This window comes from Streptosporangium subroseum, assembly GCF_900188345.1.
Taxonomy (GTDB): Bacteria; Actinomycetota; Actinomycetes; order Streptosporangiales; family Streptosporangiaceae; genus Streptosporangium; species Streptosporangium subroseum.
In genome coordinates this window covers 53,230-76,829 of sequence record NZ_FZOD01000036.1, presented here as the reverse complement: position 1 = coordinate 76,829, position 23,600 = coordinate 53,230, and the positions used below count along the sequence as shown (strand labels likewise).

Below are 23,600 nucleotides of genomic sequence, written 5' to 3'. Positions count from 1 at the left end.
ACACCACCCCAGCATGCCGACTGGTGTGATTACTTCCAAACTGGACCTCGCCCAGCACCACCACTCGTTTTCGTCAACATTCGCCGGGTTCAACGACAGGACCGGACATGTCGCCGTCCCGTCGCCTCCGTACCCTCCGTGCACGGACGCGAAAGATCTCCGCCCGCGACCGCCGCCACCGGTGAGAACCCTCCACCGTGACCCGCCCGGGCCCGTCTAAGGCGGCGGATCGGTATGCCTAGGTAGTTCCTAGGGCGGGGATCCGCCCGAGATAAGGCATCCGCCCGATGTGGGGGTGGGGGCCTTAGGACGAACCTTGAGTCTGTAGGGAAAACGCACCACAGGGTTACACGCTCAAGGAGAACACCAAAATGATTCCCGAGTTCCACTCGCAGATGATCGCCTACCGCCTCGATGAGCTTCTCGCGGAGGCGGACGCCTCCCGCCTCCTCCGCGAGGTGCGGGATGCCGAGAAGGAGCGCCCGAAGGCCAAGCGCCGCCGGGGCCTCTTCGGCAAAATCATCCCCGCATGACCGTCGCACGAGAGCCCGGCCGCCCTCCCCAGCCCGGCCGGGCCCCTCGGCCCCCGTAATCCCGTTTCGCCGAACGATAAATAGGAAGAGGACCATCCGTAAGGCATGACATGCTGGCAGACATGATGGGTCGGGCGGTAAGTCCCGTCTTCGTGGGGCGGAAGGCCGAGCTCGCAGACCTGGCCGAGGCTTTCGAGCAGGCGCGCAAGAACGCTGCGGCGACCGTACTGCTCGGCGGCGAGGCGGGGGTCGGCAAGTCCCGGCTGATCGGGTGCTTCGCCGAGCGAGCGGCGGACAACGGTGCGCACGTGCTCATCGGCGGCTGCGTGGAACTGTCCACGGAGGGCCTCGCCTACGCGCCGTTCACCGCGGCGATCCGCCAGCTCGTCCGCGAGTCCAGCGCCGAGGAGGTCGCTGCCCTGTTGCCCGAGGGCGGCGCGCGCGACCTGGCCCGGTTGCTGCCCGAGTTCGGCGAGCCGAGCGGCGACATGGAGGGCGACACCGCCCGTGCCCGGCTCTTCGAGCAGATCCTCACCCTGCTGGAGCGGCTGGCCGAACGCCGCCCGGTGATACTGATCATCGAAGACATCCACTGGGCCGACCGGTCCAGCCGTGACCTGATCGCCTTCCTCAGCCGGAACCTGCGCACCGCACCCGTCCTGATGATCCTCACCTACCGCTCCGACGAGCTGCACCGCCAGCACCCCCTCCGTCCGGTGCTCGCCGAGCTCGGCAGGCTGGACGGGGTCCTCCGGCTGGACCTGCCCCGGCTCACCCAGGCGGAGGTGGCCGCCCAGATGGCCGGCATCCTCGGTTCCGCCCCCGAGTTCACCCAGGTCGACAAGGTCTTCCAGCGCAGCGAGGGCATCCCGCTGTTCGTCGAGGCGCTGGTGGAGTGCGGCGACGACTGCACCTTCCCCGACTCCCTGCACGATCTGATCATCGGTTCCGTCGAGCAGCTCTCCGACGAGACCCAGCGGGTGTTGCGCATCGCGGCGGCCGGCGGGCTCCGGACGGGCCACAACCTGCTGGCCGCGGTCAGCGGCCTGTCCGACGTCGACCTGGAAGCCGCGCTGCGGACCGCCGTCGCGGCCAACGTGCTGCAGGTCGCCGACGGCAACGCCTACGTCTTCCGGCACTCGCTGATCCGCGAGGCCGTGCACGACGAGCTCCTGCCCGGCGAGCACGGACGGCTGCACGCCCGCTACGCCGAGGAGATCAGCAGGGACCGGACGCTGGTCCCGTCCGGCCGTGCCGCCATAGAGATCGCCCACCACTGGTACTCCGCCCGCGACGACCTCTGGGCCCTCATCTCCGCCTGGGAGGCCGCGGGCAAGGCCGCCAAGACCTTCGCCTACAACGAGAAGATGCAGCTCCTGGAGCGGGTGCTCGCCCTGTGGAGCAAGGTCCCCGACGCCTCGGCGCGGATCGGCGTGGACCACACCACGATCCTGGAACAGGCTTCGGAGGCGGCCAACTCCTGCGGCGAGATCGACCGGGGCATGAAGTTCGTCAAGGCGGCGCTGGCCGAGCTGGACGAGAAGGCCGAGCCCGAGCGGGTGGCCGAGCTGTTCGTACGGCTGTCGCTGTTCAAGATGGCCAAGCGGAGGTCCGGGGTGCTCGACGACCTCCGCTATGCCGAGCGGCTGGTCCCCGAACCCGGGCTGGACCGCGCCCAGGTGCTGTCCAAGCTGGGCTCGTTCCTGATATTCAGCGGCGAGGCGGCCGAGGGGACCGCGCTCACCGAGGAGGCGTTGCGGATCGCCCGCGAGCACGGCGACGATTCTCTCGAGGCCGACCTGCTGCTCAACCTCGCCCTGAGCCACTCGATCGCCGGACGCCTCGACGTCGCGATAACCGTCAACACCACCGCGCAGGCGATCGGCGAGCGCGTCGGCTCCGGCCGCATCACCCTTCGCGCCCTCGCCAACAACGTGGACGCGCTCAACAACATGGGCCGCTCGGCCGAGGCGATCGAACTCGCGCTCGAAGGGGAACGCCTCGCCAAGGCGTACGGCCGCTACCGCGTCTCGGGCGCGTTCATCGCCAACAACCGCGCGGAGACGCTGGAGGCGCTGGGCAGGTTCGAGGAGGCGGTCGAGGTCGTCGAGCAGGCTCTCACCATGGATCCGACCCTGCGCCACCGGCATCACCTACGGCGGGTCCGCGCGGACGTGGCGGTCGCCCGGGGCGAGATCGACCTGCTCAGGTCCATCCTGACCGAGGACGCCCTCAGCGTCCAGGAGACGTTCACCCAGGAGCTGATCGCCAACGCCCGGCTAAAAATGGGCCTTCACCTGCTCAGCGGCGAGCCGCTGGCCGCGCTGGAAGTGGCCGAGCAGGTCGTGCGCGAGCCCCGGATCACGAGCAAGCCCATGCTGGGGTGGCGGATGCTCGGCCTGCTGGCGGGGGTCTGCGAGACGGTCGAGGCGCTCGCCCCCGAGCGGGTGGCGGCGCTGCGCGCCCAGGTCGACGAGGTCTGGGCCACGATGACCGTGGACAGCCCGGTCGCCGAGGCCTACCGGCTCGGCCTCATCCGCGACCACGACGCCGCGGCAGCCGCCTGGGAACGACTGGACCGCCCCTACCTCCGCGCCAAGTCGCTGCTCCACGCGGGGCGAGCGGCGGCCGGCGCGGGTGATCGCGACTGTGTCGCGGTACGGCTGAGAACGGCCCATCCGATCGCCGTCGCGCTGTCGGCCCGGCCGTTGGTCACCGAGATCGAGTCTCTGGCTCGCCGGGTCGGGGTCTCCCTCACGGAGGAGGCCCCGGCCGGGGAAACCCTGCTGACCCCCCGCGAGCAGGAGGTGCTCCGGCTGGTCGCCCAGGGTGGATCCAACCGCGACATCGCCGCCGAGCTGTTCATCTCGGCCAAGACCGTGAGCGTCCACGTCTCGAACATCCTGGGCAAGCTGGGCGTCTCCACCCGTGGCGAGGCCGCCGCGGCGGCTCACCGCCTCGCCCTGATCGGCTGACCTCCGGACTCTCGACGCGTCACCCGGCCACGCTCAGCGAGGAAGCCGGTGTTCCCGCACAAGGCCGACCGGGTTTCCACGGCCGAAAGCGGCACCTGTCCTTGAAGCCGGCCCCGCTGCGGACCGCCTAGTGCTGCGTTCGTTAAAGGCAGTACACAAACCGGTGGCGTAGGAGGCGGGTCGGTGCAGGTTGTCTGCCCCAGATCCAGGGTCGGGCGCGGGTGTTGAGCTGGGCGGTGGCCAGCCGGGTGACTTCAGCGATCTCGTGGGGGTCGGCAAGGGACTGCCCGGCCAGAGCGGTCTTGCGGAAGATCCGCCACCAGCCCTCTTGCAGGTTGAGCCAGCACGCACCGACCGGGATGAACGCATGGGAGATCCGCGGGTGCTCTTCCAGCCACTCGCGGGTGGACTTGCTGTTGTGCGAGGAGAGGTTGTCCGCGACGATCACGATCTCGCGTGCCGGGTTGGCCTCCTCGATTAACTGCAGGAACCGCTGATAGTTGGCGCTGTTGCGGCAGGAGGCGGTCATGGTGACCTCGTGGCCGTCGTACGGCCGCAAGGCCCCGTAGACCCAGGTCTTCTCCGGTCCGCGGGCGTAGTCGAGCTCGGATTTGATCCGGTGTCCGGTCGGGGACCAGGCGGGCGCGGGCGCGAAGGTGCGGGGGATCACCGGACCGAGTGCGTCGGCGCAGATCACCGTGGTGTCTTCGGGCGGGTCGGTGTAGAGGCCGACGATCCGCGTTCTTTTGGGGCGAAGTCCGAGTCCTTACTCGTAATCCACGAGCGGGTGCGGCGCCAGCGCACGCCCTCGGCCAGCAAAATGGTGCGGACCTGGGAGCGGTGGATGTCGATCCCGTCGGATCGGGCGGCGGCGGTGAGGGTGTCCAGCGTCCATACCGGCGGCCCGGCCTCGTCTGCGGCGTACAGGTCGCCCCAGCTTTGGCGCATCGGCCGGCCCGGCGGGTCGGTCTTCACCAGCGCGATGAGATGAGAGCGCTCGCTTTCGGTGATCCGGCGTTTGCGTCCGCACCCGGGCCGGTCAGCGAGCCCGTCCAGGCCCTGATCGTTGAACCGGTGCAGCCACCGTCGCACCGTCTTTTCATGGCAGCCGATCGCGGTGGCGATGGCCGGGACTCCCCATCCGTCCCAGCTCAACGTGATGACGCGGGCCCGCTGGATCCAGTCTCCGGGCGCATGCCGAGCCCCGGACAGCTTACGGATCTTCTTTTCCTCGGCCGTATCCCCGGCTGGACGAGCACAAAGGACCTTTGGCACGGCAGCTCACCTCCGAGCGGTCGACTCGGCACCCCACTACGCCGTATCTACCCAGCCAAAGACGAACGGAGCACTAGGTCAGCCCGGTGCGGCGGGCTGCCTGCTTCTGGCCGTCACGGGCGGGGGTCTCAGACTTGATGTCACGGCGTTAGTCCGGCATCTCGTGCCACGGTAACGACCGGAGGCCTGTTCCCGCAGGTCAGGATGCTTCGGCTACGTACCTTTGCGTCGCCCTGTCCCAGCTGGGAGCCCAGCGCATCGGAACGGCCGGTCACGTTAAGAGCCATGATCGCGTGCCCTTGGCGCCACTTTTCGTTCCGATGTTCTCAACCCCCTACACAACGAGTTTGGCCCCGCATCATCCGAGGCGAGGCCAGAACACAAGATCTTCAGTGATCTTCTAGCAGCGTTAGAGCGGCGACGGCCGCCAGCACGGGAAGCAGTCCGTGTGGATAGTGCCAGAACTCGTGGAGGTTGATGCCTGGGCCGGGGCGGCGGCGATCCCCGCCACCAGTGCGCCGGCGATCGCCATACCGGCGACGATGCTGCTGAGCTTGCGCATGTTTGTTTTGATTCCTTCAGATGAGGTGCAAATTGAACCGAAATGAGAATATAGGCCGGGCCATCGAAGTGCACATCGGTCATCGCATCGGTCATCGCATCGGTCATCGGGGTTGAGAAACAGTGGAACGTGGGTAAGAAATAACCCCGGAGTTCGCGCGGGCCCCGTGGTCCGTTCGGCCCCAGGACCAGGGCGTTTTCCACATAGAGCCTGTCGGCCTGGCAGTTGATGGAATTTCAGGATCGGTGAGGCTTCCTCCTCTTCGATGAGGTTGTTGTAACGGTGGTGAAGCCGACGGGTCGCGTGCCAACCCGACGGAGGACGGCTCGGCCGGGTGCTGAGCGTCGCCCTGGCTGCAAAACGCCTGCTCACGCGCGAGTTCGGCTCCGTACACCGGATCAGATGCTCAATTGTCTGCCGGGCCGGGTCAGCGACCGTCGTTGCGTCTTTGGCGCTGTCCGACGCCGCGGCCGACTCGCTGACCGTATGCGGGCCCCGGGTTCTCGCGAACCCAAGGGTGCGTAACCTCCCAGACCACCCCCACAACCCGATCCCCAGTGGCAGATGTTCGGCTCCTACATCAAGGGCAATCGGGTCACCTGGAACACCCATCACTGGGAAGCCCTGCAGGCCTCGATCGGTTGGTCGCCTTGGGGCGGGATCTCGGACGTTTGTAGGGAATGCCCTGGCTGGTCGCCGGGGCCCTACGTTTTTACGGGGTCAGTAGCGGGTCCTCCTCCTGTGGAGCCACGACTTTGGGCGCGAGGGGATCAAGCTCTATCAGCTGCTCGAAGTAGAGGCTGAGGGAGAGTCCCCGTACCTTTGCCGCCTCGTCGTAGCGGGCCTTGAGTTCGGCAGGAACACGGGCCTGCAGCGGCACCTTGCCGCCTTGTCCGTGTGGCCGTGTGGCTCGTCCTGGTACCCATGGCATGGTGGAGATCATTGCGCATCCTGGGGCACCTTGCATGCAAGATTCCCGGCGTGTCGCCAAAAAGTTGCGCTCCGTACTCAGTTCAGACCTCTCGTCGCTCCCGATGAGGGCACTTTTCATCGATCTAAAGCTCCGGATGAGCTAGTTGTTGATCCGGTAAGAGATCCATGCCTTAGATACTCCGGCTGCTCAGGATCGATCGGCAATTAGCGCCTCTGAGGTCACCGCATTGGACGCTGCGGCTGAGGGATGTTCCCGCCGTATGCCGGGTGACCTTCGATTCGTGCGGCGGGGCACGGTTGAACAGGGCGGGTGTGCCGTCCGCTGTGAGCGGTGGGAAGTGGCGCGCCCGGTTGGCGGGCGGTGCACTCGCGGCGCGGGGGTCTGGGGGCCGCGCGGCCCCCAGGTCACCAGACGCCTGCCGGTCTACCTGGGCGAGGAAATGCGATCAGCTGAGCTCAACGCCGAGTCGGCGGCTGAGATGATCCGTCACGGCCGCTGCTATCCGGGCCGGGTCGTAGCCGGGCGGGTGACCAAGCCGGGTGCGCAGCTTCTCGGCGAGCTCATCGGCCAGCTCGCCGAGCGGCTCCTCTGACAGCAGCCTGGCCAGCGTCTCCAACAGCTGGACGATGGTGTCGCCTTCAGCCCAGTTCAGCAGCGGCTGCTGCAGCGGGTCCTGGCGCCGGGCCGCGTCGATGTGGGCTGCCAGCAGCACGGACAGGTCCATCCGCGCGGCACGGTCCACCGCACTGTCAGGAACCGGGAAGGATCTCGGCATGCGGTCAGCTTGATAGGGTGACGGGTCCGCCTGGGCTGATGCCGGAATAGTCCCCACGGCGCCGATGGGAGCGCCGTTAACGGCCTCGGGGAACATCGGTACAGCGGTTAACGCTAAGCCGGTGATCTTGTTCAGTCCGGAACTCCGAGGCCGGTGACGCGGTTCTCGTACTCGCGCCGGGCTTTGCGCTGGGCAGGGACGGTAGGGACACCCTGGCCGCCGTCGAGCGGTTGGCAGCGGGCGAGTAGCTGGCGGTGGACCCCTGGCACGGCCGTGATGCGCAGGCTGTACCCTGGCCGCGCCGTACGGTCACCCCTTGGTCGAGCGCGGCCCGCTCGGCGGGCTCCAGGTCGGACGCGCGGAGGAAGTCCGCGACCTTGCCCGGCATGTCGAGGGCGACCGGCAGCTCCGGAGCGGGGGTGTTTTCCTGCGAGATGGCGTTGTGGTCGGGCATGAGGTCGGCGACCGCCGTGCGGATCGCGCCGCGGCTGACGCCGTGGTCGCGGGCGAGGGCAGCGATCGAGCGGCCCTCCAGGTACGCGGTGCGGACATCGCCGGTCTTCTCGGCCGCCACGGCGGGGCGGCGCCCGCCCTTGCTGCCCTTGGCCTCGGCGGCTCGCAGTCCGTCGTAGGTCAGCTCGCGCTGGAGGTCGCGCTGGAGTTCGCCGCCGGCCCCGCCTCTTCCAGGCGCTCGGCGAGCTGCTTCCACCCGGCGTCCAGGCCCCGCACCAGCTCCGCCAGGTGCTCCTCCACGGGCATGTCCAGGCTCAGCCCGGCCAGCACGTCCTCCTCGACCGCATCCCAGTCGGGCCCGTCCAGCAGACGGGCCCGCGGGTTGGACCAGCGGTGCGAGGGCGAGGCGAAGACGTCGCGGTTGTTCAGGGCCCGGTGCAGCTGCTCCAGCACGCACACCACGTACGCGTCGGGGGTTGAGGAACATCGGAACGAAAAGTGGCGCCAAGGGGGCGCGATCATGGTTTTTAACGTGACCGGCCGTTCCGATGTGCTGGGCTCCCAGCTAGGACGGGATGACACAAGGTACGCAGGAGCATTGTGACCTGCGGGAATAGGACCCGGTCGCTACCGTGGTGCGAGGTGCCGGATTAATCCCGTGACGTTCAAGCCCGAGACCCCCGCCCATGACGGCCAGAAGCAGATAGTCCGCCGCAGTGGGCTGACCTGGGGCGATGGGGCTTAGCGTTACTTTTCGTTCCGATGTTCCTCAACCCCCGGCACCGAAGTGGCGATCGCGGGCGGTTCCAAAAATCGCACCGGCGTTGTGGTCCTGGCCGACGGTGCCGACGCGAAAAGCGAGCGGTGAACCGTCGGCAGGAGGTGAGCGCGAGCATGGGCGGCGTGGTGCGCGCGGCCGGATCGTGGACCACGCCGGATCAGGTTGGCGGCGATGTCGAGGACCGGGGGCAGGAACGCGGCGAGCTCGGCACGCAACGTCGTCCTGTGGATGGCCGGTTCCGGTGACACGTTGTGCGGCGCTTGCGGAGTGTGTGCGAAGGCCGACGTATCGTTACGAAGTGACGATACCTTAGCACTGACTTTTGTAAGGGTTCATTCTTCCTGATGGAACTTCAGCCTGAATGTCTGGTCTTCACGGTCTGGTGATGTGGTGGTCGGTCAGCCTGGTTCGAACCAGTCCTGAGATTCCACTTCGTGCTCTTCCTCGTCCGTTCCTTCGTCAGCGGTCGCATCCGTCGAATCCTGGCGGGCGCGCCGGTTCCGACCGTCGCGGCGGGCCTTGCGGCGACGCTCGGCCTGCAGGATTTCCACGTACTCGCCGAGCGTCTCCTCTGCCGCGCGCGAGACCGCTCGCAGCGCTGCCGTGGTGGCCGACAGCTCCTGGGGAATCTCCCCGCTGGCGTTGGCGTGCCGGGCGAGCTGGTTGACGTTGACGCCGATCCGGTGCATCTCGTGCTGGAGCTCGAACAGCCGCAGGATCGCGGCGCGGATGTCCGGTGGCAACTCGTCGCGGGCCAGGGTCAGCGCGGCCGCCGCGGCGTAGCCGGCGAGGGTCTGTCCCTGCCGGGTCGCCGCACGCTGCAACTCGGTGTGCTCGGCGGGCGACAGGCGCAGGTTCACCCGGGTCTGGCGCTGTCCTTGTCCGCTCTCGCGGTCGCGTCGCCGCACTCGCGGGTCCTGGCTCATGGCCGCCTCCTCGCTCACCGCCCCGGCGCCCCCTGGCGCCCTGCGACGGCTTTGGGGAACCCAGAGCACTATCTTGCTCTCCCCAGGGGCGTACGCGAGCGAGACGGGTGTCCGGCTCCGCTCCTACGGCCTATCCGGCCGGCGCGCGGCCGACTGTCCAGTCCGCCGACCGAGCGTCAGCGAGGGAGCGGACTTGACCGGCGGCAAGCGTCGGCCACACTCCAGGCCGGGGGCGAGGCCGGTTAGCCCGCGGGACTCTCGCCGTTCTTGTGCGCCTCCCGGCGCTGCTTGCGAGCTTCACGCATCGCCGTCTTCTTCGCCGGTTCGATGTAGAGCGTCTGTGTCATCTCCACGATCAGCTCGGCGACGTTAGCGACTTCCTCCGGGGAGTAGGTCAGTCCGTCGTGCACGCTGTCGTTGCCCAGCATGCGCGTCTCGTGGAGATCAACGATCAGGTCCTCATCAAGCTGCCCCCGCAGCTCCTCGATCTTTTCGTACAGCTTGTACTTGGTGGCGCCGCGTTCCTTGCACAGTTCCTCCACCGCCGCCCGATACATCGCGGCCGCGCCTCGATACGCGGCCGCTCCCTCACACCGCGAGCCTTCCTGGAACCGGTCGCGGATCGGCTCAGGTACCTCCGGCGGGAGCTCCCTGATGGTGCGCGCGGGCCAGATCTGCATGATCTCTTTGACCCGTCTGGAGGCCGTTCCGCTGGAAGCCGACCCGCAGGTGATCAGCTCGATGATCACCCGGTCGCAGTAGTCGCAGCTCCACGTCTTCTCGAAGATGCCACCAGAGGCGTCGCCCAGGCTGTCGTGGTACTGCGGCGCGATTCTATGGACGTCGCGGCTCGTCTGGGTGGTGCCGTAGCCGCAGTGAGCGCAGATCATTTGCCGGGTTGCTTTGGCCAAGTCCACGTAATCACTGATGGCCGTGACGCCATAGGACGCGAGCAGGAGGGTGGTCATACCCGGTAAGTAGATCGCACGCAGCGGTCGCCCAAGCATCGGTTTTCGTCTTTTATGGGGTGTGGCCGGAGTGCGTCAAACCGGGCCGCCGCGTTCAGTCCCCGGCCAGGACGTCGTCGCCTTCGTGATGCAGGTGGTAGCCGGGGTAGCCAGCACCTCAAGAAATGTCAGCGGCCGCGCATACCGTTGCCTCGCCCCCTTGAACGCCAACGACGACGGGGTCGGATGTCTTTCACGGCGCTACATCCCGAACTGGGCCGGATCGATGCCACGCTCAACGACCTGGGCCAGGGCCTGGCGTGGGAGAGCGTCTACCGGACGCGGCCCCGGATCGGGCTCACCTGCCCCGAGTGCGGCCACGGCGTGCACGCCAAGCTGTCGCCGCGGCGGACACGGTACTTTGCGCACGACCCCGGCCGCTCGCCGCACTGCCAGCTGGCGGTGGAATCGGCCGATCACCACCTGCTGAAGTTAGTGCTGGCCGAGGCGATCCGCGGCGCGGGCTGGTCGGCCGACCTGGAAGTGCCGGCGCCCGACGGGTCCTGGCGGGCTGACGTGATGGCCACCTCGGTCGCAGGCGGCGACCGGGTGGCGTGGGAGGCGCAACTCTCCCCGATCACCGACGACGACATCCAAATGCGCACCGACCGCTACGCCGACGACGACATCGATGTCTGCTGGGTCAGTTCCCGCGACCGTGTCCCGTGGCTGTGTGCGGTCCCCGCAGTCGCCGTGACCCCGGCAGATGCGCCAACGGCGGCCGAGCGGTGGATGGTGCACGACGGTCTGGTGAAGTTCGACTATGCCCGGGGCGGATGGGTCCAGGTCGATGACGTCTCCCTTGCCACCTTCGTGCGGTGGGTCCTAGATCACCGCCTGGCTTTTCACTCCATCGGGCGCCGCTACCGGCGAGTCCACCGGCCGGGCGGCAATGCCGTCATGCAGCCCCAGCGGCCCAGGGTCGGCCTTCAAGTCGGCCAGCACGTGCGGCCTCCCCAGTAACTCCTCCAGCCGAGCGCACACGGTCGGCCCGAGCCGCGCCATCACCTGCTCGGCGAAGGCCTCCTCGAAACGGCGGCACCCGGAATTGACGACCCGTTCCACCTGGCCACTGGTTGGCGGTTCGATCCTGGTGCTCCGGCACCGCTCCCGCACCGCCTCGGCCAGGCGATCACGGTTCGTCTCGATCGGGCACACTTCATCGGCCAGCCACTGGGCCAGCCGCGCCTCATCGGCCTCGGTCGCCGGGCGGATGCCGAATCGCTTGCGGATCTGCGCCCGGTGGCGCTCGATGGTCCGGCTCCGCCAGGAGTACTTCGCCAGCAGTGCTGGCTTGACCTTCACCAGCGACGCCACGTACTCCACCGCAGCCGCCGGTATTTCCTCGGGATAGGCGGGAAACCGTCCCTCGATCTCGTAGAACTTCAAGATCAAGGCGAAACCGAGCCTGCCAGCCCCCGCCTTTTCCCCGACCAGGTCCCAATCACCCTCGACCAGCGTCCACGCGCTGATCAGCTCATCCTGTTCCCAGTCGGTACGCACGACGGAGCTCCTCCCCGATCGATGCCATAGACGCCCGATCACCGTCGAGAAGGCCGACGGGGTTACCGGAAGGTATGCACTACTTGATATCGCTACGTACTGAAATTGATAACTAACTCTTCGCATATCGCCCGAGGGTCGCAGGGCTGGTCAGAGTGGCGGCTCGCCGTAGCTACAGGAGGTCCAGGCCATGAGAGCAGGTCATGACCACAGACCGGATTCCATCGCCGGGTTTCCATGTGCGGGATGTGGTGGGCAATCAAAGACGAACAACTACAGAGGGACAAGCAAAGAGAGGTGTCGGCTTCCGGGTGAACTCGGCGCCGCGGCGGAGTTCGGCTCGGCGGGGCGTGTTCCTGCGCGAACTCCGCACTAGTTCACTCACGTGGCGCAGGCAGCCGACCGGCGGGACCGGTGGCGTGTGAATCGTCATGTTCCGAATGTCCTGCGCACCGGCTTTCGCGATTGCGTAGCTTGATCGCATGGACTTCTTCACCGCGCCACCGCCGCCCTCTGAGCCGGAGCCGGTCGAGGAGATGGTTCATCCCGCCTGGGTCGGTCCTCCGGATGCCATGTTGGGCGGCACCGTCCCCATCGAGCGGACGGTGTTTCGCAGCGAGGCGCTGGTCATCGTGCTCACCAGCGCCGTCGCCTTTCCCGAGGGTGTGAAGCTCCACACCCAGATGGCAGCCCGTCGTGTCGAGGGAGTGAGCGAGAAAACGTGGTGGGATCGGCACGAGCTGTTTTTCGGGGTACGTCATCATCGTGGGGCTCGCCCCGGCGAGCCTCTCGGCGACGAGGTCCTACGCTTCGGTGTCCGCTTCCCCGACGGCGGCAAGGCGACAACCGTCGACGGCAGGCAGCACCCGGGAGAATGGCCCCCGCCGCGTCCGGAGGGTCCGCTCCTCCGGGACAGCGGCGGAGGTGGCGGAGGAGGCGGTGACCATTTCGTCTCCAGCAGCCGGAAGCTGTGGCTGTGGCCGCTGCCGCCATCCGAACCGTTCGAGTTCGTGGTCGAGTGGCCCGCCTTCGACGTGCCGCTGACATTCGTCGAGATCGACGGCGCACTGATCGCCGCCGCCGCCGAGCGTGCGCGGCCGTACTGGCCCTGATCGGCCGAGACGCGAAATATCGAGGAACCTCCGGCCTGATCAGGCGACCAGGGGCTCGACCAGGAGGATGATCCCGAAGACGGCGAACGCGGCGGCGGCGCCGTACCGGATGACCTTCTCGGGCAGGTGCTTGCCCAGCATCCGGCCGACCACGATGGCCAGCGCGTCGGCGGCGACCATGCCGACCGTCGAACCGATCCAGGTGCCGAGCCAGCCGTGCTGGGTGGCCAGCGTGATGGTGGCGAGCATGGTCTTGTCGCCGAGTTCGGCGAGGAAGAAGGCGACACCCACGGCGATGATCGCCGATCGGGTGGTGCGCTGCGCCTTCTCCGCCTCCTCGTCGGTCAGCTCGTCTCCACGCAGCGTCCATATGGCGAAGCCGAGGAACGCGATGCCCGCGACGATCGTGATGGCCGTGGTGGGGAGGAAATCGCCGACCAACCCGCCCACGGCGACGCTGACCAGGTGGACGATCGCGGTGGCCACCGTGATCCCGATCAGGACCGGCCAGGGTTTGAACCGGGTGGCGAAGGTCATCGCCATGAGCTGACTCTTGTCGCCGAGCTCGGCGACAAAGATCACGGCGAGACTGATCCAGAACGCTTCCAACGAGATGCCCTTCCGCGCACGCGGCCGGGCCGAAAGGGAGGCACCCGGGGAGTCGGGCACGGCTTCGGCCCGGCAGCATTGGTGTATGCCTGCCAGGCCGAAGGTCTCGTCCGCCTGGGATTCGAACAGAATCCGAGGCCCGCGTGACCGGGCGCCCTGAGGCGCCAGCATGTCGATCACGCGATTGGGACTACTCCCCTTCGGGTGTTTCCATGAGACCTTAACAGCCCGATTGCCGCGCCGATTCCCGCGGCGGGGATCTCACCTCCGCGGATCACGGCTGAGCGGGGGCCTCAGAGGCGGGTTCCGACCGTCCGTGCGGGGACCTCACCTTCACGGATCACCGCACGGACAGGGGGCTGTGGAGGCGGACGCCGACCAGCGGTGCGGGGACCTCTCCTCAACGGATCACGGCCGCGCCGAGGGTTTCAGGGACGGATGCCGACCGCCCCTCACCTTCGTGGATCACCGCCGGGCTGAGGGTCTCAGAGGCGGGTGCCGACCAGCACGGGTTCGTTGACGAGGGTGACACCGAACTTCTCCCACACGCCGTCGCGGACCTCGCGGGCCAGGTCGAGAAGGTCGGTGGTCGTTGCCGCCAGTTCCGGATTTGTCATGGCAAGGGTGTGCTTGGTGGAGATGCGGGCCGGGCCCCGCCGGTAGCCCTTCGGGAACCCCGCGTTCTCGATCAACCAGGCCGCCGGAACCTTGACGGAACCGTCCGGCATGTCCCAGCGGGGGAACCCCGGAGCCCGTAGCTCCAGCTCGGCCGCCTCCGGCCCGGCAAGGAGGGGGTTGGTGAAGAACGAACCCGCGCTCCTGGAGTCCGGGTCGTCGGCGTCGAGCACCATTCCCTTGCCCCTGCGCAGCTCCAGCACCGCCGCGCGGACCTCCCCCAGCGGCGCCCGCTCCCCCAGGGCCACGCCGAGCCGGGCCGCCAACTCCTTGTACGCGACCGGACCGGAGAGCTTGCCCTCGGGCAGCTCGTAGGTGACCGCCAGCACGACGTATCGCCCGGGATCCTCCTTGAACACGCTGTGCCGGTAGGCGAGCCCGCACTCCCGCGCGCTCAGGTCGCCCAGCTCGCCGGTCCGGCGGTCGTAGACCCTGACCCCGGCGAGCGTCTGCGACACGTCCTGCCCGTAGGCCCCGACGTTCTGGATCGGCGTGGACCCGACCAGCCCCGGGACGCCGGACAGGCACTCGATCCCCGGCCGGCCCTCCGCCACCGCCAGGGCGACCAGCTCGTCCCAGCCCTCCCCCGCCTGCACGGTGACCCGGTCGCCGTCGATCTCGATGCCCCGCGAGGCGACACTCACGACCAGCCCGTCGAAACCGTCGTCGGAGACGACCAGGTTGCTGCCGCCGCCGAGCACGAGCACAGGCTCGCCCGCCCGATCCGCCTCGGCCACCAGCTCGACGATCTCCTCGGCCGATCCGGCCGTCACGAACGCCCTGGCCGGTCCGCCCAGCCCCAACGTCGTGTACGGCGCCAGCCGTACCCCCGCCAACCGCTCAGTCATGCGCTTCCCCACATCCCGCCCAAACCCGCGACCAGCTTATTGGCCGCGGAGCAGCCCCAGCACGCGGTCGTAGGTCCGGCGGGACTCCCTGTCCCGGTAGGCGGGATCGACGTCGTGATAGCCGCGGTGCCGTTCCTGGTGGACCGGGAGATCCTTGCCGAGGGCGACGAGGGTGCCGGGGAGTGTGAGGGAGAACTCCAGGTCGGCGTTGCGGTAGTAGCGGGCGTCGGCGGGGAATCCTCCCGCGGTGAGCGCGGCGTCACGCCTGACCGCGAACAGGTGGCCGAGCAGTCCGCGGACCTCCCCGGGCTCCGCGTCCACCCATTCGTGCCCGTCCTCGCGGGGGTTCACGCCCTTCCAGCCCGCCCCGGTCACGTCGTCCTTCAGCTCCTCGACCAGTGGGGTGATCGCGTCGCCGTCCAGGATCGTGGAGGTCTCCATCACGACATGCACGTCCGCCGTATCGAGTTTCAGCAGCTTCGTACGGCTCTCGCCCCACCCTGCCGTGCCTCCCCGCCAGTGCGGCGTCTCGGCCACGTGCCAGGCCTCCACCCGGCGGGGAAACTCCTTGACCAGCTCGTTCAGAACCGCCCCCGCGCCGTCCACGTCTCCCAGATCCAGGGCGAGGATCTTGACCTCGGTCCGGGCGACCAGGGCGCGCACGCACTCACGGAGATCGTCCGGCCAGCCGTCGACCACGAGCCCGACCGTCACGGTCGGTGGCGCGACCTCCGCCTCCGCGGCCCCGACCGGGGGAGTGATCGACTCGTCGAGCCGGGACACCGACAGGCTCGCGTCCCACAGCAGCTGGGAGGAGACCATCCGCTCGGGATGGCCGACGGGCTCATCCGACCGGCCGACCAGCTCCGAGCCCTCAGGCTTCTGCGCGGGCGCGGCCTGGGTCTCGGCGACCCGGCCGGCCTCCTGGTCGCCGAGTCGCTCGGGTCTGTTGCCCGGGTCCGCGGCCTCGGCGACCCGATCGGGGTCGGCGGAGGTATCGCGGTCCGCCACCTTCGAACGGTCTGTCGCCTCCGAGCGATCCGTCGTCTCCGAGCGATCCGTCGTCTCCGAGTGGTCGGTCGCCCCCGAGGGGTCCGCCGCTGTCGAGCGGTCGGCCACCCCCGAACGGTCCGCCGTCTCCGAGGGGTTCGTCGTCTCCGGGCCCGCCGAGGCGGCCCGCCCGTTCGCCCCGCCGCCCTTCTCGGGCACGGAACCCACCGTGGGCCACACCTCGAAGGGCGGCCGGGGGGTGAGCTCGAATCCGTTCGCCGTGTCGTGGACGAGCCAGCCCTCGGCTTCGATCTCGCCGCGGAGCGCGTCGGCCGTGGCGTGGTCACGCTCGGCTCGCGCCTCGGCCCACTGCTCCGCGAGGTCGGTCACGTGAGATGGTGCTTCGTTCATGTACGGACGCTACCCACGGACCGGGAGATGATTCGGTCTCCGGTCCGCGAGCCGTGCCCACGACCGCCGGAGCGCCGTTCTACGACAGCTGGACCACCGCGCGGGCCTTGGAGAGCACCCGGGAGTCGTTGGCCTTGGCGGTCAGCGCGACCACCACGCGCTTGTCCTCGAGCTTCTCCTCGATGACCCCGCTCACGGTGATGACGGTGCCCTGGTCGTCGTCCGGGACGACCACCATGGAGGAGAACCGGACGCCGTAGTCGATGACCGCGCCGGGATCGCCGGCCCAGTCGGTGACGAACCGGCCGCCCTGGGCCATGGTGAACATGCCGTGCGCGATGACGTCGGGCAGGCCGACGGTCTTGGCGAAGCGCTCGTTCCAGTGGATGGGGTTGAAGTCGCCGGAGGCCCCGGCGTACATCACCAGGTTGGCCCGGCGTACCGGGTATTCGGCGGCCGGGATCTGCTGGCCGGTCTCGACCTCGTCGTATCTGACTGTCGCGGCCATGTCAGCCCGCCCCTCCACGCTCGACGATGGTGTTGTAGGCCGTGCAGACGAGCTCGCCCTCGACGGTCGACACTTCGCTCTTCACGGTGATGAACTCGTTGCGGCCGACGCTGCGGATGTCGGTCACGGTCGTGACGCCGACCAGCACGTCACCGGCGTGGATGGGCCGCCGGTACTCGAAGCGCTGCTCGCCGTGGACCACCATGGCGAAGTTGAGGCCGAGGTCGGGATCGGCCAGAAGTGCTCCGGCGTCCTGGCCGATGGCGATGGGGAAGGTGGGCGGCGCGATCACATCCGGGTGACCGGCGGCCTGGGCGGCCTCCCTGTCCCGGTAGATCGGGTTGTTGTCGCCGATCGCCGTCGCGAACTCTTTGATCTTCACGCGACTGACCTCGTAGGGCGAGGAAGGCGCGGACGCCCGCCCGACAAAATCACGATTCAGAGCCATCGTGCTCCTTTGCGGATACCGAGCTGGTGAGGCCGACAGTAACAGAATGATATTCGGGGTCACACTCCCGGAGTGCCACCAGGAAACCGTAACCCGGGCCACTCGAGCGCCTGCTGTCCACCATGGTCAACGCTCGGAGGGGAATGCTGTGCGGATACGACAAACCGGCGCCCTCGAGGAGAACGCCGGTCTACGTTGAGTATGCGAGTGTTACTGAAGAACCCATCTCCCACGGAGACGCGGGAGGCTTCGCAGAGACTTAGCGGGTCTCGCGGTGCGCCTGGTGCGTCTTGCAGTTAGGGCAGTACTTCTTCAGCTCAAGCCGATCCGGGTCGTTGCGCCGGTTCTTCCGCGTGATGTAGTTGCGGTGCTTGCACTCCTGGCAGGCCAGCGTGATCTTGGGCCTAACGTCGGTGGCAGCCACTTGGGAGTGCCTTTCTACGTTCGGGACAGTGGACAACCCACGCCGGAGTCCCTTGTGAGGGGAACCCGGGAGGGTAGTAGCGGAGGCCGGACTTGAACCGGCGACACAACGATTATGAGCCGTTTGCTCTGCCTGGCTGAGCTACTCCGCCTTTGGGGCCGACGAAATCGACCGACCCCGCAAGGATACCCGACCCGTTGAGTGCCTGCGTACTTGTGCAGGTCAGGGCCATCGCTTCTGAGTTTTACCCAGTATGCCCAATCATTCACCGGGAACCTCGAGCATTTTCTGGATGACCACTTGGGCCTATCCAAGCCGAAGGCCCCAACCATATGGTCAGGGCCTTTAGGCTTTGAGCCCCCTTACGGAATCGAACCGTAGACCTTCTCCTTACCATGGAGACGCTCTGCCGACTGAGCTAAGGGGGCCTGTCCGCGTTGCTTTCGCCTTGCGGACAGGTGTAACCATACACGGCTCAGGAGTGCGATGCGAAATCAATCGAGGACCATTCGGATCGCCACACGTCCGCCGCGGGAAGACCCCGGGCCAAGCCGACGATCAGCCCCCCGGACGGCGGCCTGACAGGCCCTCGGACGAGCTCTCGGACAGGCCCCCACAGGCAGGCCCTCGGCCGGGCCCCCGACCCCCCGAAACCTCGTTCCGGGGAAGACCGCCGCCACCGCGTACGGCACTCTGGTGCCTTCTCGTTGATATTGGGGAGCCACGATGCTGCAGGACCGTCGCAGAGACGCGATTCGGATGCTGGATGAGAGTGACAGGCCTCACCTGTACTGGCACGGGGTGGACGACGACGGCCACGTGTGGCTGTTCGAGACCGTCATCGACGACGGCGGGGAATACTGGCCCGTCCGGCACGCCGAGTTGGGCTCGGACGGTCTCGCCCGCCGGTATTCGTGGAGCCACCTCGAGGACGAGCACGGGTTCCTGGCCGAGGGCCCGATCTACCCGGACGACTTCGGCCTGAACTCCCTGACCGCCGAGGAGTTCGGCACCCTGTGGGACGCGCTCAGCCAGTGAGCCGCCCGGCGAGCGCGCCCTCCTCGATGTCCCATCCGGCCGTGGAGGACCTGCTTCTCGACGGCCGGCATCTTGGAGTCGACAAAGCGGATCACTCCGCCTATGTCCCACAGTAAGTTGCTCGCATGAGCGGAATGCCCGGCCTGAGAATGGCCGCCACGGACAGGACTGTGCTGAATCTATGGACCGCCGACGCGGTGGTCCTGTTCGACTGGCTCATGAGCGTGGATCTTGATCAGGTCCCCGTGCGGCACCTGGCGCAGAAGCAGGCCCTCATGGGTCTTCTCAGCCACCTAGACCGGAGTATCCCCAGCTACACCGCCACCGACATCGAATACGCCCGCGATCTGGTGGTCGCCCGCGACGCGGATGCGTAGGTCGAAGAGCTGTCCCTCCTCGACGGGCTGGATCACCCGGCGGTGGCCGGCTTCGCCACCACGTACGGGAACCGGCCGCTCCGCGTGTCCGCGAACTGCTCGGGCGTGAGACCGGTGCTTATGGCCGAGTTCAGGACGAGGGAGAACATCACCTCGGGTGCGTTGTCGGCGAGGGTACGCCCGTTGTGCCCGGCGAACCCGAAGCCGGCCGGGGTGCCCGTCCGGTAGGGCAGCACGTCGGGGAACAGATGTTGGGCCACGGCCCTGCCATAGGCGGCCGGATCGTCCAGGGTGCCGTTCGTGGCGACGACCCCCGCGACGAGCCGCGCGACGTGCTCGCTCTCACCGTTCATCTCGTCGGCGGGATGGACCTTGTTCGCGCCGCCGGCGTACTCACTGTCATCGGGACGGAAGATCGGCCAGACCATCGGATGGCCCTCTCGGTTGATCTGCCGCCAGCCGCCCGCGTCGGTGGCCAGCTTTGTGGTGACCCAGACCCCGATGTGCCGGTCCGCGCCCAGGCGCGGATCCTGGTCGGCGACCTCCAGCACGAGCGAGTGGACGGTCGAGCCGGCAAAACTGTTCTTGGCCGCGTTCGGGCCCCAGCCCGGCAGTTCGACCCTGGCACCGTTCTTGACGGCGGCGTTGATCGCGCGGACCTGCGTCAGGTCGACGTAGAACGGGTCGAGAGCCTGTCCGGCCCACATCCGCAGGCCGTCCGGGCCTGAGACCAGGTGGTTGGTCCGCCCCTCGGCGAGGTGCTCGCCGATCGCCGCGTCGTCCCGTGCGTCCGGACCGGTCAGGACGTGAAGTGTGAAGGTCTGCTCACCCGCCCCGTCGGGCGGGTCGAAGGTCACCCGGTAGGTGAGGTCCTCGGCCGCCGTGCCGTCCGTATGAATCTTGAACTCGTATCGCGCCTCGGGATGGAATCCCCGCTGCGCGCCGGGCCCCGCCAGCGAGCTGTTGACATCCATGACGAAGACGGTTCCCGTCTCGCCGCGAAAGACGTAATTGTCAGTGATGTCGAGCCGACAGTCCCTGCGAGCCTGCTCACAGTCAAGATGATGCGACATGAGACGACCTCTCGGATTCGCGCAGTTGCCTCATATGACAGCATTCATCACTCTTTAGTTGAATCGGATGGTCAGGTATCCAAAGTTAGATCAAGCGTCAGGCCTCCTGGTGCGCTGTTGACGCGCTGCGCATCCTCTTTCCTTTACTTGGGCTCCTTTACCTGAACTCTCTTTTACCTGAACGCCGATGATTCACGGGCAGCTGACAGGCCGGATCAGCCCGCCGTCCGCTTGTAACGGACGAGCCGGGCCTGCAGGTCCGGGTACGGCGTCGCGGCGGGGACGGCCCGGCCGTCACGGACGGCGCCTGCCACCTCGGCGGCGGCATGAATCGCCGCACGGTACGGCAGGGACCCGGTGCTCACGCGGCGCACGCCGAGCTCCGCCAGCTCGCCGAGCGAGAGCGCGGAGATCGCGAGCACGTTCAGCGGAACCGCGATGTTCCCGGTCAGCTCGCGCAGTACGGCGGGCTCCGACGCGCCGGGGACAAAAACCCCGTCCGCGCCCGCCTCGACATAACGGACGGCGCGTTCGAGCGTCGCCCCGACCGTGGCGTCCTCGCCAAGCCAGTACGTGTCGACCCGGGCGTTGACGAACAGGTCTGGACAGCGGCGTTTGATCGCCGTCACCTTCGCGGCGTGCGCCTCCGGTGAGATCAGTCTCTCGGCGGAGCTGTCCTCGATGTTGATGCCCGCCACGTTGAGCTCGGCGACGTAATCGGCCACCCGCTCCGGTTCGTCGGCGTAGCCGTCTTCGATGTCCACGCTGACGTGACACGGAAGCCGCGACAGCTGACGGGCCAGAGAGAGGTTCGCCTCCCCCGTCGAGCGCCCGCCGTCCGGGCGGCCGAGGCCGGCGGCGACCCCGAAGCTGGTCGTCCCGATCGCCTCGAAACCGGCGTCGAGGAAGGCCAGCGCGGAAGGCACGTCCCAGGCGTTGGGAAGGACCAAGGGCCTGTCGCCGTAATGGAGATCATGGAAAGTCATCTGCTCGGTGCTCCTTGATCTGCCCGCTTCACTGAACGGAGGTGAGGTCACAGCGCCCGGCACGATGAAGGCTCACCGTGCCGTACTCCAGGGCTGCCCGCTTCATTGATCGGAGGCGCGGTCACGGCACCGGTTCGGCGTGCCGTTCCAGGCGAATGCCGAAGGTGTCGTGCAGTCCCTGCCGGCCGGTTTCGGTGATGTGGACGGCACGGGTGGCCTCGGTTCGCCGGATCCAGTCCGCCTCGGTGAACCGGTCGAGCAGGCTGCGCCCCAGTGCTCCGGCGAGGTGGTGGCGTTGTTCGCTCCAGTCGACGCAGTAGCCGATGAGCCGCCGGCGCGCGGGGATACGCAGGCCGAAGTCGGTGAGGAAGTCGTTGCCGGACTCGGTGAGGGCGTAGCCGACGTCGTGGCCGTAGCCGGTGCGATGGTCCCGATGGGCGCGCGAGGGGTCGAACGCGCCGTCGCCGCCGGTCAGGTGGCCGCGTTCGATCATCGCGGACATGAGTTCGACGCCGAGCCGTCCGGCGAGGTGGTCGTAGCAGGTGCGGGCCCGGCGCAGTGCCTGAGCTCGGGTGCCCTGGCGCAGGGAGCGGATCGGCACGGCGGGTGCGAGCTGCTGCAGCGCCTCGATGAGCTGTGCGACGGCGGGTCCGGCCAGGCGGTAGTAGCGGTGGCGTCCATGGGCCTCGACCGCCAGCAGTCCCGCGTTTGTCAGCTTGCCCAGGTGGCTGCTGGCAGTGGCGGCGCTGACCCCGGCTTCGGCGGCCAGCCGGGTGGCGGGCAGGGCCCGGCCGTCGTCGAGAGCGAGCAGGATCCGGCAGCGTCCCGGGTCGGCGACCAGCGCGCCGATCGCGGCGATGTCGGTGTCTCCGCCGGCCACGGCCTGGAGCGGCGCGGATCCGGTTGGCTGCTGTCTCATAGGACCAGGCTAGACCCGCCTCGATTCGACGGTCATCGAAGTGTTCTGGGGACAACATCGGGGTATCGAACCGCCCCGCAGCAGGGAGACACCGTGGCATGAGTGATCGCGCCGGTGCCCGAACCAGGTGCGGGCGGCGTCCCGACCGATTCCCCGGCGGTGAGCCGGTCACACCGGTTTCCCCGGCAGGGGCCCGATCACACGGACCGAGCCGACGGTGCGCGCGGCGTAATCTCACGTTTTCCGGCCCCCGGCCGTCTTCAGGGTATGAGAGGACCGCATCGGTGGTCCCACCGCTCCGGGAAGGACAAAACGATCATGGCCAGAACCCACACCGTCATCCCATCGCCGCTGGGCGACCTGATCGCGGTCGCCGAGGACGGCGTGCTGAGCGGGCTGTACTTCGAACGGCACCGTCGCGGCCCCAAGCCCGGGGAGCGAGGCACCTACAGCGAGTCGGGCTTTGCGGAGGTCCGCCGCCAGCTGGGCGAGTACTTCGCCGGTGAGCGGACCCACTTCGAGCTGCCGCTGGCGCCTCAGGGGGACGAGTTCCAGCAGCAGGTGTGGAAGCTGCTGAGGGAGATCCCCTTCGGCGAGACCCGCACCTACGGAGACCTGGCACGACAGCTGGGCAATGTGTCGCTGGCGCAGGCGGTCGGCGCCGCCAACGCCCGCAACCCACTGTCCGTGATCGTGCCGTGCCACCGGGTGGTGGGCGCGGACGGCAGCCTGACCGGTTATGCCGGAGGGCTGGACCGCAAGCGGTTCCTGCTGGAGCTGGAGGAGCCGGCCGAGCAGAAGGCGGCGAGGCTGTTCTGAGCGGCGGCCTCGCGTTTCAGGGGGCGGGCGTGCCCGGAACGCTCATGTTTCGGAGGGCCGGGGCGCCCGCAGGATGTGACCGTACGACCTTTCGAGGAGATCGTGACCGACTCCGGGTGACGGTCTCACGTTCCGAGAGCCCGGGGCGTCTACAGGATGTGACCATGCAACCCTTCGAGCAGATCGTGACCGACTACGGTCCCGTGGTGCTGCGCGTGTGCCGGGCCGTCCTCGGACCTCAGGAGGCGGAAGACGCCTGGTCGGAGACCTTCCTCTCGGCGCTGAAGGCCTACCCGGACCTGCCGCCCGACGCCAACGTCGAGGCATGGCTGGTGACGATCGCCCACCGCAAGGCCATCGACGTCACCCGGGCCGCCGCCCGCAGGCCCACCCCGGTGGAGACACTGCCGGAACGTCCCGGCCGCACCGGCCGGCCGGAGGACTGGGACGGCGACCTGTGGCAGGTGCTCAGGGCGCTGCCCGACCGCCAACGCCAGGCGGTGGCCTACCACTATCTGGCCGGGCTGCCGTACAAGGAGATCGCCGACCTGTGCGGCGGGAGTACGGACGCCGCGCGCAGGGCCGCGGCCGACGGCATCAAGACCCTGCGCACCACCTATCCGAGACCTGCCTGATTAG

General features: G+C 68.1%; 27 protein-coding genes, 2 tRNA genes and 1 pseudogene. 10 read left to right on the top strand and 20 right to left on the bottom strand.

Features of this window, described 5'->3' with window-relative positions; translation table 11 throughout:
• The first annotated feature begins 371 nt into the window (after positions 1 to 371).
• On the top strand, positions 372 to 533 hold the full coding sequence (locus tag CHC08_RS49825) for a hypothetical protein (RefSeq protein ID WP_179282280.1): 162 nt from the start codon (positions 372 to 374) through the stop codon (positions 531 to 533).
• Positions 534 to 655: 122 nt separating this feature from the next.
• Complete coding sequence (locus CHC08_RS29555; protein WP_245878632.1) at positions 656 to 3,508, top strand: helix-turn-helix transcriptional regulator; 2,853 nt, start codon at positions 656 to 658, stop codon at positions 3,506 to 3,508.
• 142 nt (positions 3,509 to 3,650) lie between these two features.
• Here the strand turns inward: CHC08_RS29555 and CHC08_RS29550 are convergent, their stop codons facing one another.
• Together CHC08_RS29550 and CHC08_RS29545 are read right to left on the bottom strand one after the other, a co-directional pair.
• Positions 3,651 to 4,205, bottom strand: a complete 555-nt coding sequence (locus CHC08_RS29550) for a transposase (RefSeq protein ID WP_143653389.1) — start codon at positions 4,203 to 4,205, stop codon at positions 3,651 to 3,653.
• The gene (locus tag CHC08_RS29545) at positions 4,202 to 4,783 is read right to left on the bottom strand and encodes a helix-turn-helix domain-containing protein (RefSeq protein WP_089210647.1); all 582 of its coding nucleotides are present in this window, start codon (positions 4,781 to 4,783) and stop codon (positions 4,202 to 4,204) included. Before CHC08_RS29545 ends, CHC08_RS29550 begins: the two co-directional genes overlap by 4 nt.
• Before the next feature lie 455 nt (positions 4,784 to 5,238).
• Between CHC08_RS29545 and CHC08_RS49820 the strand changes: the two genes are divergently transcribed.
• A complete protein-coding gene (locus tag CHC08_RS49820) occupies positions 5,239 to 5,391 on the top strand; it encodes a hypothetical protein (RefSeq protein WP_179282279.1) in 153 nt (50 codons plus the stop codon).
• A 666-nt stretch (positions 5,392 to 6,057) separates the two neighbouring features.
• Here CHC08_RS49820 and CHC08_RS48585 read toward each other — a convergent pair.
• The 4 genes from CHC08_RS48585 to CHC08_RS29530 all read right to left on the bottom strand — a co-directional run bounded on the left by CHC08_RS48585 (position 6,058) and on the right by CHC08_RS29530 (position 7,960).
• Positions 6,058 to 6,276, bottom strand: a complete 219-nt coding sequence (locus CHC08_RS48585; protein ID WP_143653388.1) for a hypothetical protein — start codon at positions 6,274 to 6,276, stop codon at positions 6,058 to 6,060.
• Between the two features lie 448 nt (positions 6,277 to 6,724).
• A complete protein-coding gene (locus CHC08_RS29540; protein ID WP_143653387.1) occupies positions 6,725 to 7,054 on the bottom strand; it encodes a hypothetical protein in 330 nt (109 codons plus the stop codon).
• A 76-nt stretch (positions 7,055 to 7,130) separates the two neighbouring features.
• The gene (locus CHC08_RS29535) at positions 7,131 to 7,763 is read right to left on the bottom strand and encodes a hypothetical protein (RefSeq protein WP_218825561.1); all 633 of its coding nucleotides are present in this window, start codon (positions 7,761 to 7,763) and stop codon (positions 7,131 to 7,133) included.
• Positions 7,688 to 7,960 (bottom strand): hypothetical protein, encoded by a 273-nt coding sequence (locus CHC08_RS29530; protein ID WP_218825560.1) that lies wholly within the window; start codon positions 7,958 to 7,960, stop codon positions 7,688 to 7,690. Before CHC08_RS29530 ends, CHC08_RS29535 begins: the two co-directional genes overlap by 76 nt.
• A gap of 441 nt (positions 7,961 to 8,401) precedes the next feature.
• On the opposite strand from CHC08_RS29530, the gene CHC08_RS52525 reads away from it, so the two are divergent.
• Complete coding sequence (locus CHC08_RS52525) at positions 8,402 to 8,533, top strand: hypothetical protein (RefSeq protein WP_275937218.1); 132 nt, start codon at positions 8,402 to 8,404, stop codon at positions 8,531 to 8,533.
• Between the two features lie 153 nt (positions 8,534 to 8,686).
• Here CHC08_RS52525 and CHC08_RS29525 read toward each other — a convergent pair whose 3' ends face one another.
• Together CHC08_RS29525 and CHC08_RS29520 are read right to left on the bottom strand one after the other, a co-directional pair.
• Positions 8,687 to 9,214 carry a plasmid mobilization protein gene (locus tag CHC08_RS29525; protein ID WP_089210645.1) on the bottom strand — a complete coding sequence of 176 codons (528 nt, stop codon included), beginning with the start codon at positions 9,212 to 9,214 and terminating at the stop codon, positions 8,687 to 8,689.
• A gap of 242 nt (positions 9,215 to 9,456) precedes the next feature.
• Positions 9,457 to 10,182, bottom strand: a complete 726-nt coding sequence (locus tag CHC08_RS29520; protein ID WP_179282278.1) for a DUF4145 domain-containing protein — start codon at positions 10,180 to 10,182, stop codon at positions 9,457 to 9,459.
• A 225-nt stretch (positions 10,183 to 10,407) separates the two neighbouring features.
• Here CHC08_RS29520 and CHC08_RS48580 point away from each other — a divergent pair, with 225 nt between their 5' ends.
• Positions 10,408 to 11,184, top strand: coding sequence for a competence protein CoiA (locus CHC08_RS48580; protein WP_143653386.1), 777 nt, complete (start codon positions 10,408 to 10,410; stop codon positions 11,182 to 11,184).
• A 96-nt stretch (positions 11,185 to 11,280) separates the two neighbouring features.
• Here CHC08_RS48580 and CHC08_RS51770 read toward each other — a convergent pair.
• Positions 11,281 to 11,850: pseudogene (locus CHC08_RS51770) on the bottom strand (DUF4158 domain-containing protein); the annotation flags it as partial.
• A 356-nt stretch (positions 11,851 to 12,206) separates the two neighbouring features.
• Between CHC08_RS51770 and CHC08_RS29510 the strand changes: the two are divergent.
• A complete protein-coding gene (locus tag CHC08_RS29510; RefSeq protein ID WP_089210642.1) occupies positions 12,207 to 12,836 on the top strand; it encodes a hypothetical protein in 630 nt (209 codons plus the stop codon).
• A gap of 39 nt (positions 12,837 to 12,875) precedes the next feature.
• On the opposite strand, the gene CHC08_RS29505 is transcribed toward CHC08_RS29510, so the two are convergent.
• The 8 genes from CHC08_RS29505 to CHC08_RS29470 form a co-directional block, all read right to left on the bottom strand.
• A complete protein-coding gene (locus CHC08_RS29505) occupies positions 12,876 to 13,445 on the bottom strand; it encodes a TMEM165/GDT1 family protein (RefSeq protein ID WP_089210667.1) in 570 nt (189 codons plus the stop codon).
• A 485-nt stretch (positions 13,446 to 13,930) separates the two neighbouring features.
• A complete protein-coding gene (locus tag CHC08_RS29500; RefSeq protein WP_089210641.1) occupies positions 13,931 to 14,968 on the bottom strand; it encodes a UDP-N-acetylmuramate dehydrogenase in 1,038 nt (345 codons plus the stop codon).
• Between the two features lie 36 nt (positions 14,969 to 15,004).
• Positions 15,005 to 16,369 (bottom strand): glycosyltransferase family 2 protein, encoded by a 1,365-nt coding sequence (locus CHC08_RS29495; RefSeq protein ID WP_143653385.1) that lies wholly within the window; start codon positions 16,367 to 16,369, stop codon positions 15,005 to 15,007.
• 79 nt (positions 16,370 to 16,448) lie between these two features.
• Positions 16,449 to 16,877 carry a MaoC family dehydratase gene (locus CHC08_RS29490; protein WP_089210639.1) on the bottom strand — a complete coding sequence of 143 codons (429 nt, stop codon included), beginning with the start codon at positions 16,875 to 16,877 and terminating at the stop codon, positions 16,449 to 16,451.
• A gap of 1 nt (position 16,878) precedes the next feature.
• Positions 16,879 to 17,325: a MaoC family dehydratase N-terminal domain-containing protein gene (locus CHC08_RS29485; protein WP_089210638.1), complete on the bottom strand. Its 447-nt coding sequence runs from the start codon at positions 17,323 to 17,325 to the stop codon at positions 16,879 to 16,881.
• Between the two features lie 259 nt (positions 17,326 to 17,584).
• Positions 17,585 to 17,749, bottom strand: coding sequence for a 50S ribosomal protein L33 (rpmG, locus tag CHC08_RS29480; RefSeq protein WP_030921771.1), 165 nt, complete (start codon positions 17,747 to 17,749; stop codon positions 17,585 to 17,587).
• A gap of 77 nt (positions 17,750 to 17,826) precedes the next feature.
• Positions 17,827 to 17,900: transfer RNA gene (locus CHC08_RS29475), tRNA-Met, on the bottom strand.
• 204 nt (positions 17,901 to 18,104) lie between these two features.
• Positions 18,105 to 18,177 (bottom strand) — tRNA-Thr (locus tag CHC08_RS29470).
• Between the two features lie 298 nt (positions 18,178 to 18,475).
• On the opposite strand from CHC08_RS29470, the gene CHC08_RS29465 reads away from it, so the two are divergent.
• Positions 18,476 to 18,787, top strand: a complete 312-nt coding sequence (locus CHC08_RS29465; RefSeq protein WP_089210637.1) for a hypothetical protein — start codon at positions 18,476 to 18,478, stop codon at positions 18,785 to 18,787.
• Between the two features lie 125 nt (positions 18,788 to 18,912).
• Positions 18,913 to 19,164, top strand: coding sequence for a hypothetical protein (locus tag CHC08_RS29460; protein ID WP_218825559.1), 252 nt, complete (start codon positions 18,913 to 18,915; stop codon positions 19,162 to 19,164).
• A gap of 32 nt (positions 19,165 to 19,196) precedes the next feature.
• Here the strand turns inward: CHC08_RS29460 and CHC08_RS29455 are convergent, their stop codons facing one another.
• From CHC08_RS29455 to CHC08_RS29445, 3 genes are all read right to left on the bottom strand, one after another.
• On the bottom strand, positions 19,197 to 20,237 hold the full coding sequence (locus CHC08_RS29455; protein ID WP_089210636.1) for a DUF4331 family protein: 1,041 nt from the start codon (positions 20,235 to 20,237) through the stop codon (positions 19,197 to 19,199).
• 215 nt (positions 20,238 to 20,452) lie between these two features.
• A complete protein-coding gene (locus CHC08_RS29450; RefSeq protein ID WP_089210635.1) occupies positions 20,453 to 21,223 on the bottom strand; it encodes an isocitrate lyase/PEP mutase family protein in 771 nt (256 codons plus the stop codon).
• 121 nt (positions 21,224 to 21,344) lie between these two features.
• Positions 21,345 to 22,142: an ArsR/SmtB family transcription factor gene (locus tag CHC08_RS29445; RefSeq protein ID WP_089210634.1), complete on the bottom strand. Its 798-nt coding sequence runs from the start codon at positions 22,140 to 22,142 to the stop codon at positions 21,345 to 21,347.
• Positions 22,143 to 22,460: 318 nt separating this feature from the next.
• Here CHC08_RS29445 and CHC08_RS29440 point away from each other — a divergent pair, with 318 nt between their 5' ends.
• On the top strand, positions 22,461 to 22,961 hold the full coding sequence (locus CHC08_RS29440; RefSeq protein ID WP_089210633.1) for a methylated-DNA--[protein]-cysteine S-methyltransferase: 501 nt from the start codon (positions 22,461 to 22,463) through the stop codon (positions 22,959 to 22,961).
• A 164-nt stretch (positions 22,962 to 23,125) separates the two neighbouring features.
• Positions 23,126 to 23,596 (top strand): RNA polymerase sigma factor, encoded by a 471-nt coding sequence (locus CHC08_RS29435; RefSeq protein WP_089210632.1) that lies wholly within the window; start codon positions 23,126 to 23,128, stop codon positions 23,594 to 23,596.
• Positions 23,597 to 23,600 lie beyond the last annotated feature (4 nt).

Coding starts and splice junctions, on each gene's coding strand:
- CHC08_RS29510 (WP_089210642.1), top strand. CDS start 12,207: ATGGACTTCTTCACCGCGCCACCGCCGCCCTCTGAGCCGGAGCCGGTC.
- CHC08_RS29490 (WP_089210639.1), bottom strand. CDS start 16,877: ATGGCCGCGACAGTCAGATACGACGAGGTCGAGACCGGCCAGCAGATC.
- CHC08_RS29540 (WP_143653387.1), bottom strand. CDS start 7,054: ATGCCGAGATCCTTCCCGGTTCCTGACAGTGCGGTGGACCGTGCCGCG.
- CHC08_RS29455 (WP_089210636.1), bottom strand. CDS start 20,237: ATGTCGCATCATCTTGACTGTGAGCAGGCTCGCAGGGACTGTCGGCTC.
- CHC08_RS29440 (WP_089210633.1), top strand. CDS start 22,461: ATGGCCAGAACCCACACCGTCATCCCATCGCCGCTGGGCGACCTGATC.
- CHC08_RS48580 (WP_143653386.1), top strand. CDS start 10,408: ATGTCTTTCACGGCGCTACATCCCGAACTGGGCCGGATCGATGCCACG.
- CHC08_RS29485 (WP_089210638.1), bottom strand. CDS start 17,325: ATGGCTCTGAATCGTGATTTTGTCGGGCGGGCGTCCGCGCCTTCCTCG.
- CHC08_RS29445 (WP_089210634.1), bottom strand. CDS start 22,142: ATGAGACAGCAGCCAACCGGATCCGCGCCGCTCCAGGCCGTGGCCGGC.
- CHC08_RS29435 (WP_089210632.1), top strand. CDS start 23,126: ATGCAACCCTTCGAGCAGATCGTGACCGACTACGGTCCCGTGGTGCTG.
- CHC08_RS52525 (WP_275937218.1), top strand. CDS start 8,402: ATGGGCGGCGTGGTGCGCGCGGCCGGATCGTGGACCACGCCGGATCAG.
- CHC08_RS29520 (WP_179282278.1), bottom strand. CDS start 10,182: ATGACCACCCTCCTGCTCGCGTCCTATGGCGTCACGGCCATCAGTGAT.
- CHC08_RS29495 (WP_143653385.1), bottom strand. CDS start 16,369: ATGAACGAAGCACCATCTCACGTGACCGACCTCGCGGAGCAGTGGGCC.
- CHC08_RS29450 (WP_089210635.1), bottom strand. CDS start 21,223: ATGACTTTCCATGATCTCCATTACGGCGACAGGCCCTTGGTCCTTCCC.
- CHC08_RS29465 (WP_089210637.1), top strand. CDS start 18,476: ATGCTGCAGGACCGTCGCAGAGACGCGATTCGGATGCTGGATGAGAGT.
- CHC08_RS29525 (WP_089210645.1), bottom strand. CDS start 9,214: ATGAGCCAGGACCCGCGAGTGCGGCGACGCGACCGCGAGAGCGGACAA.
- CHC08_RS29555 (WP_245878632.1), top strand. CDS start 656: ATGATGGGTCGGGCGGTAAGTCCCGTCTTCGTGGGGCGGAAGGCCGAG.
- CHC08_RS29500 (WP_089210641.1), bottom strand. CDS start 14,968: ATGACTGAGCGGTTGGCGGGGGTACGGCTGGCGCCGTACACGACGTTG.
- CHC08_RS29460 (WP_218825559.1), top strand. CDS start 18,913: ATGAGCGGAATGCCCGGCCTGAGAATGGCCGCCACGGACAGGACTGTG.
- CHC08_RS49825 (WP_179282280.1), top strand. CDS start 372: ATGATTCCCGAGTTCCACTCGCAGATGATCGCCTACCGCCTCGATGAG.
- CHC08_RS48585 (WP_143653388.1), bottom strand. CDS start 6,276: ATGCCATGGGTACCAGGACGAGCCACACGGCCACACGGACAAGGCGGC.